Here is a 15,433-nt window from a genome sequence, read left to right on the forward strand (position 1 = left end):
GCCCGCTAACGTTTATCTAATGCTATGCTAACTAGCCCCGCCGATGCGGGGCTTTTTTGTGCATCACCTTTAATAAAAGACCATAGAGGCCCTATGCTCCCCGACTACTCCGTCATCGCCTGGTTGTTAATTGCATTTTCCGTTTATCTGACCGGCGTTTCAAAAGGTGGCTTTGCGGGTGGTTTTGGCACGCTCTCGGTACCGCTAATGGCACTGGCGATCAGCCCCGCCCAGGCAGCCGGCTTACTATTGCCACTACTGTTGGTGATGGACGTGTTTGCGGTGAAAGCATGGTGGGGCAAGCAGGACGCCACTGAGGTCTGGCGCTTTGTGCCGGGGCTGTTTATCGGCGTGACGGTAGGGACGCTGCTGTTTGGCAGTTTGAGTGAACAGGGCTTACGCCTGACTCTCGGCGTGATCACCCTGCTGTTCGCCGCTTACATGCTGCTCAAGCCCGTTGCCAAGAAACCTATCTCCACCCGCTGGGCATTGCCAGCGGCAAGCGTCTGCGGCTTTACCAGCTTTATGGCCCATGCGGGCGCGCCGCCGCTGAACGTTTACCTGCTGCCGCGCAAACTATCGAAAGAGACGTTTATTGCCACCTGTGCGGTGACCTTTGCCGTAGTCAACGTTATCAAGCTAGCGCCTTATATGTGGCTTGGCGAAATCAACGTCACCAGCGCCTGGGCCTCGCTGCTGCTCGTACCCATCGCCTGGATCGGTGTACGCAACGGCCTATGGCTGCAAAGCCGCGTCAACGAGACGCTGTTCTACCGACTGGTGATTTTTGCCATGTTTTTAGTCGGTTTTAATCTGATTTGGCAGGCGCTGAAATAGGGCGGGATTCATTACGGAGTGCAGCTCATTTTTCATACAATCATCCTTTAAGCGTTTAAGCTGTAAGACATCGCTTAAAATTTTGTAAGAGATCTCTTACAAACGTGTAAGAGATCCCTGTCACTTGCCTTCCAGGCCTTGCTCTCTGGCCCCGGCCCGCTACCCTGATCGTTTCTCATTTACTTGATCCAAGGAGCGGAGCGATGGCGGACAAAACGGGCCTGCAATTTACCCTGACCCTACCCGGGGCCGATGACACCGCCGTGGTGCGCTTTACCCATCGCGAGGCCCTGTCTGAGCCGTTTGCGCTCTCAGTTGAGTTTGCCAGCCGCACCCACACCCTGTCGCCCAGCGACTGCTTGGATCAAAACGCCACCCTGACCATTTGGCAGGACGGCGAGCCGCTACGCCGCGTGCATGGGATGATTTCAGAGCTGCACCGCGGCGATAGGGGACACCGCCGCAGCTTCTACCGTGTCGAGATTCGTCCGGCGCTGTGGCGGTTATCGCTGCGCCATAATTCGCGTATCTTTCAGGATACCTCGCCGTTTGATGCCATCACCACTTTAGCCAACGAGCGCAGCCTCACCGATATCGGCTTTGCCACCACCCGCACGCCCCTCGACCGAGAGTTTCTGGTTCAGTACCGCGAGACCGACCTGGCCTTTATCGAGCGTTTAGCCGCCGAAGAGGGCTGCTTCTATTTTCATGAGTTTGAGAACGCCGAGGGCGGCAAACACCAGCTGGTATTTGCGGACGCCACGGTGGTGCTGCCCAGCGTGGGTGAGCGCACCTACCACGGCCGCGCTGGGGGCACGCCGCCCCGACGCCATGTGCGTAAATTGCGTCAGGCCAACCGGGTGCGCCCCGCCTCGGCGATGCTCAAGGACTACACCTTTAAAAACCCGCCCTATGCGCAGATCCATGAGCACCTCGCTCCCAACTTGGGCGAACACGCCCAGCGGGAGGATTACGAACACTTTGACTACCCCGGCCGCTATAAGAAGGACGCTTCCGGTAAGCCCTTTACCCGCCACCGGTTAGAGTCACTGCGCGCCGACGCCACCACCGCCGAGGCCGAGAGTGACCTCCCCGAGCTCGCCCCGGGGATCTGCTTTACCCTTACCGACCACGATATCGACAGCCTTAACCGCGCCTGGCAAGTGGTCTCGGTGGTTCACCACGGCGAGCAGCCCCAGGCCCTGGAAGAAGATGGTATGGCCCGGGGCGGCAATGGGAGTGGAGCCAGTTCAGCTCAGGCAGGCGAGCTGATGACCCGCTACCACAACGACGTGGTGATCATGCCCCGGGATCAGGCTTTCCGCCCAGTGCCCAACCCCAAGCCGCGGGTCGATGGCCCCCAGGTGGCCTTTGTGGTGGGGCCGGAAGGTGAAGAGATCTACTGCGACGAACACGGCCGGGTTAAGGTGCAGTTCCCCTGGGATCGCTACGCCGAACCTAATGAGACGGCGAGCTGTTGGGTACGGGTCGCCCAGGGCTGGGCCGGCGGTGGCTATGGCAGCATGGCGATCCCCCGGATCGGCCATGAGGTCATTGTCTCGTTTTTAGAGGGCGACCCCGATCAACCGCTGGTCACCGGCCGCACTTACCACGCGGTGAATACCCCGCCCTACCCGCTGCCGGAGCACAAGACCCGCACGGTGATCCGCACCCAGAGCCATAAATCGGAAGGCTTTAACGAACTGCGCTTCGAGGACGCCACTGGCGAAGAGCAGATCTGGCTCCACGCTCAGAAAGATCTGGAGCTGCTCACCCTTAACGACCGCACCGAGGAGATCCGCCGGGACAGCCACCTTAAGCTGCATCGCAACCGGCTCAGCGAAATCCATAACGACGACCATCTCACCGTACACGGCAAGCGCTACACCCAGATCAAAGGCGATGACCACCTCCAGGTGGATCAAACCCGCCATGAGGTGTACGGCGAGGCGCAGTTGGTCGAGACCGGCCGCGAGTTGCACCACAAAGCGGGCAGCCAGATCGTGTTGGAAGCGGGTAGCGAGATCACCCTCAAGGCGGGCGGCAGCTTTATCAAGCTCGACCCCGGCGGCGTGACCATTGTCGGCCCCCAGGTCAAGATCAACTCCGGCGGTAGCCCCGGCCGCGGCCAGGGCCAGGCGATTGTACTGCCCCGCTTACCCGGGGAAGCCGAGCCTGAGGAGAGCGAGGACGTTACCCTTGAGCCGCACCAGACCCCACTGCTCAGCAGCGACATCACCGCCGCCACGCCGTTGGCGTTAGACGATATCGACATCACCGATGGCCTGGCCGACGACTGCAGTGCCTGCCAACCGGCAGTGGGTAGCCCGGTGAACCCGCTGCTGGGCGCCAAGCTGCTGCCCGCCGAGACCGATTTTGCACTCCCCGCGCCACGGCCGTTTGTGTTTAGCCGTGGTTATCTCTCCAGTAACGGGCGGATTGGGATACTCGGTCAGGGCTGGTCGGTACCCGGCGAAAGCCTCTCCCTCACCCTTAACAATGATGCCTGCATTGTTCACGATGCCCAGGGGCGTCAAATTACCTTTGGTTCACTGGCCCCCGGCCAGACGCGCTTCTCCCCTACCGAGCAGCTGTGGATTCGTCGTGGGGGTGCCTCAACCGCTGAAGAGAGTAACGCGCCTCGCTGGCAAGCGCTGGATGAGACGCTGCGCCAGGATCCCGAACGTATTGTTCTTAGCGATGCCAGCGGTCTTTATTATGTGTTTGCTAACCCAGCCTCTGCCCATCCAGCAGACGTGGCGACAACCTCGGATGCGACTTCGGGTAATAGCTCAAGCGATAACGCTGCTCGCTGGTCACTGATCGAAGAGCGCGACCGCAACGGCTATGCCACCCAGTACCACTGGGAAGCCGGTCTGCTGGTCACGGTGATCGACAGCGCCCAGCGTCGCTACCAATTCGTTTACGACAGCCTGCTTCCTGCCCAGCCCGACGATGCCGGGCAGCGCCTAACCGGCGTCAAGCTGGTGCAAGCACACGATGGCAGCGCCCAGGACGACTGGTTGGTGCGCTACTCGTTTAGCCCCGTGGGGGATTTGATTGCGGTACGCCACCGCCACGGCGAAGTGGTGCGCGAGTTCGAGTGGCAAGATCATATGCTCACCGCCCACCGGGTCCCCGGGGGCATGGAAGCCCACTACACCTGGGATCGCCACGCCCCGGATGGTCGCGTGGTGGGCCAGCAGGAAGCAGGAGGTTTAGCGCGGACGTACAGCTACCAAGTGGATCACACCCTGGTCACCGACAGCCTGGGCCGGGAGGAGCGCTACCACTTTGTGGGCAGCGGCCCCGGCCGCCGCTGGACGGCCCATACCCGCGCCGACGGCTCGCGCATCGAGTTCCGCTACGACCGTGCCGGTCTCAAAGTAGCCACCGTGGATCCGTTGGGTCACGAGACGCTGATTGAGCGGGATGAGCATGGGCAAGTGATTGCGCAGACCGGTCCAGACGGCACGCGCTGGGCCATTGAGCGCGACGCCCTGGGGCAGCCGATCAGCATCGAAGGCCCCGACGATCAAGCTTGGCAAATAACGCGCAACGAACGGGGGCTCCCAGTGGAAGTCACTGGGCCGGAGGGCACCACCGCCTTCGCCTACGAAGACGATGCTTTGCCCGACCGCCCCACGACCATTACCGATGCGGCTGGGGCAACCCACCAGCGCGAGTGGAACGCCCTGGGTCAGATGACCGCCCAAATCGATTGTTCTCAGCAGCGCACCACTTATAGCTACGACCGCCACGGCTATCTGGCCAGCATCACCAACGCCTTGGGCGAGACCACCCGCACCCAGCACGACGAGATGGGTCGGCGACTCGCCACGCAACTGCCGGACGGCACCCACTGGCACCACCATGTGGATGCTCTTGGGCGGCAGGTGGAGCTGGAAGGCCCGCAAGGGTTTCGGCAGCAGTTCTTCTTTGATGACCACGGTCGTCCGGTGCAGCGCATCGAAGCCGATGGCAGCCAGCAGTTTACCGCTTACGATGACATTGGCCGTCTCAGCGAACTCACCCTGGGCAATGGCGCGGTTTACCGTTTTGCTTATGACGACATGGATCGCTTAGCCCGCGAGACCGGCCCTGATGGCCGGGAGCAGCAGTACCGCTACGATGACGCCGGGCGACTGATCGAGCGCATTGAGGCCAACCGCCCCGGCCCCGACGGCCAGCCGCTGGTCACCCGTTACGATTACGATGAAGCTGGCCGCCTCACCGCCCGCCACCTGCCCGCGACCGAGCACTCCCCGGCCAGCACGGAGCAGTACCAATGGGGTAGCAACGGCCAGCTACTCAGCGTCACCAACGACCACGGTGAGGTCAGTTTTAACTACGACCACGCCCAGCGCTTAATCGGCGAACAGCAGCAACATGCCGATAGCGGCTGGCAGTGGCAGCACCAGCACAGCCTCACCGCCACCGGTGCGCCCCAGGCCAGCCAGTTCGGCGAGCTACCGGCGCTTAACTGGCACACCTACGGCAGCGGCCACCTGCATGGTATGAGTGCCCCCGGCCTGGATCTTGAGATCGCCCTGGAACCCGATGCCCTGCACCGGGAGACCCAGCGCCGCCTCAGCACCGGTGCCAATGCGCACAATCAGCCGCTGGTGCTGGAGCGCGGGTATACGAACCTGGGCCAGCTAGACCACCTGACGCTGCGCAGCCCGGACACCTCTAGCCAGCAGGACTACCAATACGACGCCCTGGGCCGGATGAGCTTCCGCAGCCTGCAAGGCGATCCAGCAGAAAAAGTGATCGCCTACAGTTACGACGCTGCCGGTCGCTTGATCGGCAGCCAGCACGGCGACCACGCCCACCGCTATAGCGTGGACGCGGCCGGTAACCGGTTAGAAGGCCAACAGGCCCTGTCTGATAATCGCCTGGGGCAGTTAAACGGTACCCGCTACCGCTACGACGGTGCCGGTAACCTGGTCGAACGCCAACAGCCCAACGGCGAACGCCTAACGCTTGGCTACGACGGCGCCAACCGCTTAGAGCACCTGATCCACGCCAGCGAACTGGGAGCGACCCGCGAAGCCACTTACCGTTACGACGGCCTGGGAAGACGCATCAGCAAAACCGTGCGCCACCCCAACGGCACCACCGCCACCACCCATTACGGCTGGGACGGCGACCGCATCGTCAGGGAAGAAACAGACAACCAGCGCACTACGGTGGTCTACGAGCCAGGCAGTTTTGTGCCCATGCTCAGAATTGATGATACCCAGCAAGGCCAGCTAGTCAGCGCTTACATCACCGATGCCCTGGGCACCCCGATGCAGCTGGTCACCCCCAACGGCCAACCCCGCTGGCTCGCCGAACCCGACGACTGGGCAGCCGTCAAAAACCAACGCGCCGTGCGTAACGTCACCCAACCAATTCGGTTCCAGGGGCAATGGCATGACGAGGAAAGCGGCCTCTACTACAACCGCCACCGCTACTACGACCCGCAGCAAGGGCGTTACATTAGCCAGGATCCGATTGGATTGCAGGGTGGCACGAACTTGTATGGGTATGTGACGAATCCGACGGGGATGGTGGATCCGTTGGGATTGTTTGGTGCAAATATGCATCATTTAGAACCGTTTGGTGTCGGGATACATGCGTCTAACCCTTCTAATACTCAAAGCCCAGCAGTAGCTCAGCCGCCATCCGAATGGGAGTTTGTGGAATGGGAAGTATTGGAGCCAGAAGGCCGACTAGAAAGGCTGTGGACAGATTATAAAGATGTGCGTGCTGTCTGTAGTGATCAACATGGTAATAGCACAACCACATCTGCTAAATATTTTCAGACAAGGCCTATGTGTGTGAATGAAATTTGCAGAGGAGGCGGCCCTAAACCTGACGCTAAAGTAGTAGATACTATTTTTGACCTTGAGAAAGCTAACTCACATGCAAGAGACTGTGGAGGGCTGAGTAAATTTGAATGCTTTATGCAGAATGAGGCTACGCCTGACTTAGGCGCGCAAATGTGCGAAAACTTGAGGAATTAAAATGAATAGCATAAGGCTAGAAACAAAGCTTTTAATATTTAATTATTTACTTTGTATTAGTTCATATCGCTTAGCGAAAGACGCTTATCAAGCCATCGCCAATTTACTATCTCATGGAGCTATTTCAAACAGGATTCTGCTTCTTGTAGTGATGGTTTATTTTGCATATTTCTTAATGTTTCTATGTGGAATGGCGATGGGTTTTTTAACAAAAAAAAGAGTAATTCTTCACTCCCTTATAGCCGCCACAGCCAGTGTCGCACTTGACATATACTTCATCACTAATATAGCAAGTGGCGACTATATTTGGGTACTTTCCATGTTGGTGAGCGGCGCGTTGCTAGGAGGTCTTGGAGGAGCAGTTGCTCTAGCTTCAAAAAAGCTAATCCCTAGCTACAAACAATAATAAAGCCAAGTAAATAACGCATAGTTCACCTTCACAAGCACTGGGCCTGACCGCAGATGTTTCTCACTAAAAACATGTACTAAACCTAACATTGAGATCGATCTAAAACCATATGCACTGCACCGATGGGAGCATTTTATGCTCCCAAGACAAATATTGCTCACAATCTACTATCGGCGCTAAAAGATATTTCATAAGACGATGCAAAAGAAGGTAAAACTCTATAAAATATAGATATCATCATTTTAGCTTAAAAAATTAAAGAACCTAACCCCTGAATTGGTCAAGCGAATGAATTTATTTAAAAAAATCATAGCTGCAGTACCTTTATCTTTGTTACTGACAACATTCAGTGTAATGGCCAGCTCTCTAGAGGAAGGCAGAGAGGCTTTACGAAATGAAGATTACACTATTGCACTCAAGAACTTTAGACCATTAGCTGAAGAGGGCAATCCAGATGCACAAGCACTCTTAGGTGGCATGTATCTTAGAGGTAGAGGTGTTGAGCAAAATTTCGAGAAAGCCGCTGACTGGCTAAAGCTAGCTGCAGATCAGAACGACGCCATAGCTCAAAATAATTTAGGCTGGCTGTACCAAAATGGGCGTGGAGTATCGAGAGACTTTCAAGAAGCAATGAGATGGTACCACCAGGCAGCAGATCAAGGTATGGCAGGAGCGCAGCAGAACTTAGCGCAAATGTATTATTACGGTAGAGGAGTAAAACGTGATTATCCGAAAGCAGCAAGGTGGTTTGAGTTAGCTGCAGAGCAGGGGCTAGTGAAATCCCAGGACTATCTCGGAGACATGTATTACCACGGAAGAGGTGTGGCAAACAACCACGAGGAAGCCGCGAAATGGTATACCCTAGCCGCTGAGCAAGGAAGCCAAGGTTCACAATACAATATCGCCGTTATGCATGTTCAAGGTTTAGGCGTGGAGAAAAACTATGAAACTGCAGCCATGTGGTATCACCATGCCGCCTCGCAAGGAGATAAGCATGCTTTGTCCAACTTAAGCTCTTTGTATGGGCAAGGTTTAGGAGTTGAGGAAAATGTCGTTCTAGCTTACGTATATGCAAGCTTAGCTGCTGATTTAGGAGATGATAGCGGCGCCGAAAACCGTGACTTTGCCGTCTCTCTCCTCAATAGCGACCAAATAGCTGAAGGAGATCGTCTTGTGGAAGAATGGCAAGTCGACACTCCTCTTCCCACCGAAACTGAAACTTGGCCTTAGTCATAAAATGAACAATAAATAGCTCTACCCTTAATTCACCCGGCAAAGACAACAGGGGCATTACCTTATTCAATACTCACTAAGGAAGGCATCTAGCGGTCTTCCTTAACAGTAGCGTTGCAGAAGTATCATCGTCTTACCGTTTTCCCAGCTGCCAAATATAAAGCGTGTGAGGTTAAGAAAAATTAAAAACTTTCTGAACAAAATAACTCCAACACACTTATCTACTGAAATCAAACACCTGATTCTACCCCCTCTCTTATAGGTGATTTTTTTAAACTTACCGACCTATCTGCTTGGCAACACACTAAAACTAAGGAAATTGCATGTTTGCAAAATTCACTCTAGGTTCACTGTATCTTATGATCCAACATAGGAGCGCTATATTAAAAGGCGTCATCTTTCCTTTAATTTTGTATATCTTGCTTCAATTGGTGCGCTACGGATCAGCTTATACAGGATTTTCATATGGCAGTGCCAGCTCACTTTTATATATACTTTTCTTTGTTGCTGACATGGCCATTCTGGCTATGATCTCAATAAACACAACTCGGACAATCTTGCTCGACGAACAACCAGAACCTTTTAAATTGAAATTTAAAAGACGTGAAACAAGATATCTTCTGTATAGCATTGGATTTTTGGCTTTATGGATAATACCCAGTATGTTTATCGGAGCTTCTTTAACTCTAATCATGTATAACATCTTGATGGGCGCTATCCCCTTAACTTTCTTCTTAGTGACTTTATTTTTCACATTAAGGCTGTCACTTATTTTTGTAGGTGTAGCGCTTGACAGAAGCATATCATTGAGAGAATCTTTGAGCATGACTAAAAATTGCCAATGGTCGCTATTCTTTTCACTTGCCTTATTAATCGCTCTGCTATTTATTTTTGAATATTGCATTGGACTTTTTTCTAGCTTGATTGGCGGTCAATTCTTTAGCCTGATATCTTTTGCTTTGATAACCCCACTAGTAAACACGTTCATATATATATTCACTGCCATTATCTTGACCATCTTATATTCCAATGCTTATCAACCAACTGTCAGCCCCCAAGCGGAATCGGCTGGGGATGCCCAATAGCATCGAAGACCTGACAATCCGCTGGCAGCCGAAAACAACGACGATGGCCGGCTAGATCACCTCACGCTGGCAGTGCCAATAGCGCCGCCAGCGTAATGGCCTAAAGCGCCACCAGCACCAGCCCCGCCAACATCACCAGCGTACCGATGGCTTTTGCCCTGGATGCGGGCTCCTTCAGCCATAGCACACCCATTAGCACCCCCACTGGAATGGAGAGCTGGCGCAGCGCCACCACATAACTTACCTCGTCGGTAAGCGCCATGGCGATTAATACCAAGCCATAGGTGCAGGTCATCATCAGCCCGGTAACGACCAGCATGGCCAGCCCTTGTCGGCGGAGCGCAGGCAGGCGGCGTCGCTCTGCCGGTAGCGACGCCAGTAGCGGTACTGACCAGGTTAGTGTCATCAGCGCTTGTAGCACCATAAACACCACCCCTGCGGTTAACCCGCTGTGCCCTGCCCCCTGCATTAGCCCGAGGGCCTGCTTGTCGATCAGCGAATAGCCAACGGTGCCTGCTGCCGCTAGTAGCGCAAACCCCATGGCCGGGGTGAGATAGGTGGATACCCTGCGCGCCTGCGGATGGCTAAGCGGCAGGCAGAGTGCGCCTGCTACGACTAGCACCATGCCAAGGCCATCCCATCTATCCAGCACCCGGCTACCCAGCAGCGCAATGGATACCAGCGGCACTAACACTACCGGCAATGCCCGGGCAATGGGGTAGAGTACGCTAACGTCCCCTCTCGCGTAGGCCCAGGCTAACCCGCCCATGTAGAGCATTTGACACAGCCCAGAAAGCGCCAACCAGCCCCAGAATGCACTTGGTAATGCAGTGAGTGACGGCCCAATCAACACCAGCGGCAGCATCACCGCACCACCCGCGCCGTAAGCCAGGGTAAAAGAGGCTAACGACGGCGCATTGCGTTTGCCCAACACGTTCCATCCGGCGTGCATGCATACCGAGACCAGCACCAGAGCAAGCGCGGCTGGACTCAAGGACGCTCTCCCTGTTGAAGACGTGTATTAATGGCATCGACCACGCTAGGTAGCTCGGCAATGGTCTCAATGCAGTAGTGTGGTGCTGAGGGGGCAAATTGCGCGGCCACCCGCTCGTGGGCGGCGTGGCGCTCGGCATCACTCAACGCTTGATATTGCGCATAGGTTAGCCCCAGCGCATTGCCCGAGCAGGTAAGCGCCACCGTCCACATCCCCGCGCTGCGCCCTTCAAGAATGCCCGGCGTGGTGTCGTCCACTTTAATACACGCTGCCACATCGCTGATGCCTAACGCGATCACATTGGCCAGCGCCTGAGCAGGATACGGACGGCCATTGGGCACCTCATCCGTCGCCACTACGTGATCAACTTGCAGGCCGTTATCCGCAGCCAAAGCGACGACTTTTTCCATCACCACCGCCGGGTAGCCAGAGCAGGAACCGATTTTCAGCCCCTGGGCGCGCAGCGTAGTTAAGGTGTCGAGCGCGCCGGGAATCACCGCCGAGTGGTCGGCAATTTTGGCAATCTGCAGCGGCATAAAGCGCTCATAAAGCGCCGTTACATCGTCATCAGAAGGCGCGTGGCCTACCGCCTGAACAAAGCGTTCGGCGATGTCCGGATGGTTGCAGAGTGTCCGAATATGATCCCACTTACCCATACCCATGGGGCCGCGAGCTTCTTCCAGGCTAATCGCCACGCCCAGCTCAGCAAACGCTTCGACGAAGATCTGGGTAGGCGCAAAGGAGCCAAAGTCGACCAGCGTGCCTGCCCAGTCACAGATAACCGCTTGCAAGCATTGGGGAGATTGATACTGCATTAGGCGCTCCCTGATTGTGAAGATAGGCCTGGAAAAAGGCTAACGCCCATCTCGGCAAGTGTGTTTTGAATGGCGCTTAGCAGTTCCGCGATCACCGTGGTGCCTAGCTGACCAATGCAGCCGATACGAAAACTCTCCACTTCAGTCAACTTGCCGGGATAGATCAAAAACCCGCGCGCCTTTAGCGCTGTATAGAAAGCGTTAAACTCAAACGCTGGGTCGGTAGGGCTTAAAAAGGTAGTGATAATCGGCGATAGCCATTCGTCTTCTAACAGCGTGCTGAAGCCTAGCGCCCGCATGCCTTTTACCAGCGCATTACGATTGCGGGTATAGCGCGCGCAGCGACCTGGCACACCGCCTTCTTCCCGGTGCTGGGCAAGTGCGGCCTGAAAGGCCACCACGGTGTGAGTGGGCGGCGTAAAGCGCCACTGACCGGTGCGCTCCATATACGACCACTGGTCGTGCAGATCCAGGCTCAGCGAGTGGGCGCACCCCTTGCCTGCTTCAAGCAGCGCTTTGCGAATAATCACAAAACCAAATCCTGGCACGCCCTCGATGCACTTGTTGGCAGAGGAAACCAGCACATCGATGGGTGTTTTCACGAGGCTGATGGGTACGCCGCCAAAGGAACTCATCGCATCGACGATGAGCGTTTTACCATGAGCGTTCACCACCTCTGCAATCGCCTCTAACGGGTTCAAAATGCCCGAGCTGGTTTCACAGTGCACTAAAAATACCGCTGTAATATCAGGATATTGCTCCAGCAGCGCCGCCACCTCATTGGGCTGGGGTGGCAGATAGTCGCCTTTATCCAAGGTGATATAGACGCGCCCTATGGTATCCAGCAGTTGGCCAGCTCGCTTGCCGTAAGCACCATTCATCAGCACCAGTACTTTACCGTTGGGATCAGTGGCGCAAGCCAGCGCACTCTCAACAGCAAAGGTGCCGCTGCCCTGCATAGGCACGCAGGCGTACTCGTCGCTTGCTGCCTCGGCCATGGCAAGCAGCTGGGTGCGAATGCCGGCAGTCACTTGGTTAAAGTCGTCATCCCAGGAGCCCCAATCACGCAGCATGGCGGCTTTGGTCGCATGGGAAGTAGTCAGCGGCCCGGGGGTTAGTAAATAGGGGTCTTTTATGTCCTTGCTCACGTTATCGGTCATTTTGGTATATACCAGATTTTTAAAACACTTTAATAGTAAGCACAGCGGCTGTCTAGGTGTCAGCTAGCACGCATGGCGCCAGCGCTGGGCGTTATTTAATAAAACATGGGTGAGTGCGGTGTGGAGCAGCTTCACCACCAGCGAGGTAAGGAAAATCAGCACCGCCATAGCCGCAGCGCTGGCGAAGTAGCCCGCTTCATCCAGGTGCAGCACCGCCACCGAGGCCAGCCGCGTGTCACTGTTATAGAGAAACACCACCGCTGAAACTGTCGTCATCGCATTGACGAACAGATACACCGATATATCCAGCACCGCGGGCAGCGACACCGGCAGCGTCACCCGGCTGAACGTGATCCAAAACGGTACTTTCAGTGAAGCCCCCACGGCTTCAAACTCAGGGTCGAGCTGTTTAAGCGCGGTTACCGAGGTGAGGTGACACACCGTATAAAAGTGCACCAGCGTATTAAGCACCAGAATCATCAAGGTGCCGTACAGCCAGTTAAACGGGTTGCCCGCCTGGTTAAAAAAGAAGATATAAGCAAGTCCCAGCACCATACCCGGCACCGCCATGGGCAGCATGGCCATAAAGTGCAGCCCCTGGCGCAGCGGGCGGTAGCCTTCGCTTTTTTCAATCAGCCAGGCATTAAAAAAGATCACCAGGGTACCAAGTAACGCCACGCTAAAGGCCAGTTTAAGCGAGTTAAACCACGCCCCCCAGCCACCGTCAGCCATGCCTTGGAAGGTATAGTGCTCAAAGGTTATCGATAAGTTGTAGGGCCAGAACTGCACCAGAGACGCATACACCGCTGTGCCGATCACCAATACAATGGCCCCGGCCACCGCGTAGCAAAGTAGCGTAAAGACCCAATCCCGCAGCGGGCTGGGGCTAGGCTGCCACGGCACCGCCCGGGCCGAAAGTTGAGCCACTTGGCGCCGCTGTATCCAACGGTCAACGATAAACGAGAGCACCGCAGGCAGCAGCAGAATCACGCTGACCACCGCGCCCATCTGAAAGTTCTGCTGCCCCACCACTTGGCGGTAGACGTCGGTTGCCAGCACACTGAACTGGCCGCCGATAATTTTAGGCACGCCAAAGTCGGTAATCGCTAGGGTAAACACCACAAACAGGCAGGAAATCAGCCCGTAGCGCACGCCGGGCAACGTAATAGTCAAAAAGGTACGCCACTTAGGGGTACCCAGCGCGTCGGCCGCTTCGTAGAGCCGCGCATCGCTGTTGGTCAGTGCGGTGGTCAGCAGCATTAGCGCGTGGGGGAATATCCAAAAGCTCATCCCCATGACAATGCCGATGGGTCCATAAACCGATTGGCCGGCCAGTAAATCGCGCAGAAATCCCTGATTGCCAAACAGATAGACCAGGCTAATCGCGGGCAGCAGCGATGGCGCCAAAATGGGCAGAATCGCTAACATGCGAAATAGCCGCTTGCCCGGCATGCAGGTTCGGGTGATCCCGTAGGCGCATAAAAACGCTAACCCGACCACCACACCGGTGGTCATCAACGCCACCCGCAACGAGTTGGCGATCGAATTGACCAGCGCCGGGGTTTGAAAATAGTGCGCGAAGTTGGCCAGGCCGATAAAGTCGCCGGCGCGGTCTTGCAGGCTCTTGATCAGCATGGTCACGAGTGGGAACAGCAGCCCTACCACCAGCAATGCAACGCCAGCGAGTAACGCCAACAAGCGGATCAGCGACTCTAGCGACGGCTTGGTCGACGATTTTACAAAGCTCTCGGCCATCATTGCTGGCTGCTCCCGGCGGGGTAAAGACGAGCGGCTTCGGCGGGCAGGTGAATGCCTAGAACCTGCCCCTGGTAAAGGCTTAGGTCGGTACTATCGCGGCTAGGCACATCGGCAATGAGCGTTTGGTCAACGTCCGTTAGGCGCAAAGTGACCCGCTGAAAGGGACCTAAAAACTCGATGCCGATCACCTCACCATTCAGCGCTCCCGCTTGACGGCTAAGTGCCACCGCTTCGGGCCGAATAGCCAGTTGGGCGGCTTGGCCCACTTTCAGGGTATGCGATAGGCAGGCGCAGGGCGTGGTACCCAGCAGCGCTTGGTTATCGCTCTGAGCGGTCACTTCCAGGAAGTTCATGCTGCCAATGAACGAGGCCACAAAGGCGCTGGCAGGCTGGTGGTAGATCTCGGCCGGGGTGCCCACTTGCTCGATCACGCCGTGGTTCATCACCACGATGCGGTCGGCCATGGTGAGCGCCTCTTCCTGGTCGTGGGTCACCATGATGGTGGTCACCCCGAGGCGCGCCTGCAGAGCTTTAATCTGGCTGCGCAGATGGCCCCGCACCCGGGCGTCCAACGCCGAAAGCGGCTCGTCCAGCAGCAGCAGGCCAGGCTCGGTGGCCAATGCCCGCGCCAGCGCCACGCGCTGCTGCTGCCCGCCGGAAAGCGCCGCCGGGTACTTGTTTTCGCTGCCCGTCAAGTTCACCAGCGCGAGCAGCTCACCCACCCGTGCTTGGATGCGTGACCGCTCTACCCGCCGGTTGCGCAACCCATAGGCCACGTTGTTGAACACCGTGAGGTTGGGAAACAGCGCATAGGACTGGAACACAATGCCGAAATCCCGCGCCTGGGTGGGCAGCGTGGAGATATCCTTGTCACGCTGAATAAGCGTTCCCGTCGTTTGCTGGGTCAGCCCTGCAATCGTACGCAGCAGGGTGGTTTTGCCACAGCCGGAGGGGCCCAAAAAGCAGACAAATTCGCCCTCGTTAATGGTCAGGGAAATGTTGTCCAGTGCAGTAAAGGTACCAAAACGCTTGGTCACCGCTTCAATGCGTAAATGGGGCGTCGTGGGGGTCATCACTGTCGGCGCGTCGGCCGCCAGCAGCGATGTCATTGTCGTGTGCATAACATCTCCA

General features: G+C 56.3%; 10 protein-coding genes and 1 pseudogene. 6 read left to right on the top strand and 5 right to left on the bottom strand.

What is annotated here, in order from left to right:
* The first annotated feature begins 93 nt into the window (after positions 1-93).
* From RO22_RS15750 to RO22_RS15770, 6 genes and pseudogenes are all read left to right on the top strand, one after another.
* A complete protein-coding gene (locus RO22_RS15750) occupies positions 94-837 on the top strand; it encodes a sulfite exporter TauE/SafE family protein (RefSeq protein WP_041158775.1) in 744 nt (247 codons plus the stop codon).
* A 203-nt stretch (positions 838-1,040) separates the two neighbouring features.
* A pseudogene (locus tag RO22_RS25055) lies at positions 1,041-3,059 on the top strand (type VI secretion system Vgr family protein); the annotation flags it as partial.
* 108 nt (positions 3,060-3,167) lie between these two features.
* Complete coding sequence (locus tag RO22_RS25060) at positions 3,168-6,848, top strand: RHS repeat-associated core domain-containing protein (RefSeq protein ID WP_235270523.1); 3,681 nt, start codon at positions 3,168-3,170, stop codon at positions 6,846-6,848.
* A 1-nt stretch (position 6,849) separates the two neighbouring features.
* On the top strand, positions 6,850-7,254 hold the full coding sequence (locus tag RO22_RS15760) for a hypothetical protein (protein ID WP_041158776.1): 405 nt from the start codon (positions 6,850-6,852) through the stop codon (positions 7,252-7,254).
* A 291-nt stretch (positions 7,255-7,545) separates the two neighbouring features.
* The gene (locus RO22_RS15765) at positions 7,546-8,487 is read left to right on the top strand and encodes a tetratricopeptide repeat protein (RefSeq protein WP_041158777.1); all 942 of its coding nucleotides are present in this window, start codon (positions 7,546-7,548) and stop codon (positions 8,485-8,487) included.
* A 326-nt stretch (positions 8,488-8,813) separates the two neighbouring features.
* Positions 8,814-9,575, top strand: a complete 762-nt coding sequence (locus RO22_RS15770) for a hypothetical protein (protein WP_041158778.1) — start codon at positions 8,814-8,816, stop codon at positions 9,573-9,575.
* 100 nt (positions 9,576-9,675) lie between these two features.
* Here the strand turns inward: RO22_RS15770 and RO22_RS15775 are convergent, their stop codons facing one another.
* The 5 genes from RO22_RS15775 to RO22_RS15795 all read right to left on the bottom strand — a co-directional run bounded on the left by RO22_RS15775 (position 9,676) and on the right by RO22_RS15795 (position 15,423).
* On the bottom strand, positions 9,676-10,569 hold the full coding sequence (locus RO22_RS15775; protein ID WP_041158779.1) for an EamA family transporter: 894 nt from the start codon (positions 10,567-10,569) through the stop codon (positions 9,676-9,678).
* The gene (gene phnX, locus RO22_RS15780; RefSeq protein WP_009286000.1) at positions 10,566-11,384 is read right to left on the bottom strand and encodes a phosphonoacetaldehyde hydrolase; all 819 of its coding nucleotides are present in this window, start codon (positions 11,382-11,384) and stop codon (positions 10,566-10,568) included. Before phnX ends, RO22_RS15775 begins: the two co-directional genes overlap by 4 nt.
* Positions 11,384-12,544: a 2-aminoethylphosphonate--pyruvate transaminase gene (locus RO22_RS15785; protein ID WP_041158780.1), complete on the bottom strand. Its 1,161-nt coding sequence runs from the start codon at positions 12,542-12,544 to the stop codon at positions 11,384-11,386. The genes phnX and RO22_RS15785 overlap by 1 nt, the downstream gene beginning before the upstream one ends.
* A gap of 63 nt (positions 12,545-12,607) precedes the next feature.
* Positions 12,608-14,302, bottom strand: coding sequence for a putative 2-aminoethylphosphonate ABC transporter permease subunit (locus tag RO22_RS15790; protein WP_041158781.1), 1,695 nt, complete (start codon positions 14,300-14,302; stop codon positions 12,608-12,610).
* The gene (locus RO22_RS15795; protein ID WP_084625394.1) at positions 14,299-15,423 is read right to left on the bottom strand and encodes a putative 2-aminoethylphosphonate ABC transporter ATP-binding protein; all 1,125 of its coding nucleotides are present in this window, start codon (positions 15,421-15,423) and stop codon (positions 14,299-14,301) included. The genes RO22_RS15790 and RO22_RS15795 overlap by 4 nt, the downstream gene beginning before the upstream one ends.
* Positions 15,424-15,433 lie beyond the last annotated feature (10 nt).

The sequence above is a fragment of the Halomonas sp. KHS3 genome, assembly GCF_000830495.1.
Taxonomy (GTDB): Bacteria; Pseudomonadota; Gammaproteobacteria; order Pseudomonadales; family Halomonadaceae; genus Vreelandella; species Vreelandella titanicae.

Excerpts from the sequence above, each read along its gene's own strand:
- RO22_RS15750 (WP_041158775.1), top strand. The coding sequence starts at position 94 with ATGCTCCCCGACTACTCCGTCATCGCCTGGTTGTTAATTGCATTTTCC.
- RO22_RS15760 (WP_041158776.1), top strand. The coding sequence starts at position 6,850 with ATGAATAGCATAAGGCTAGAAACAAAGCTTTTAATATTTAATTATTTA.
- RO22_RS15765 (WP_041158777.1), top strand. The coding sequence starts at position 7,546 with ATGAATTTATTTAAAAAAATCATAGCTGCAGTACCTTTATCTTTGTTA.
- RO22_RS15770 (WP_041158778.1), top strand. The coding sequence starts at position 8,814 with ATGTTTGCAAAATTCACTCTAGGTTCACTGTATCTTATGATCCAACAT.
- phnX (WP_009286000.1), bottom strand. The coding sequence starts at position 11,384 with ATGCAGTATCAATCTCCCCAATGCTTGCAAGCGGTTATCTGTGACTGG.
- RO22_RS15785 (WP_041158780.1), bottom strand. The coding sequence starts at position 12,544 with ATGACCGATAACGTGAGCAAGGACATAAAAGACCCCTATTTACTAACC.
- RO22_RS15790 (WP_041158781.1), bottom strand. The coding sequence starts at position 14,302 with ATGATGGCCGAGAGCTTTGTAAAATCGTCGACCAAGCCGTCGCTAGAG.
- RO22_RS15795 (WP_084625394.1), bottom strand. The coding sequence starts at position 15,423 with ATGCACACGACAATGACATCGCTGCTGGCGGCCGACGCGCCGACAGTG.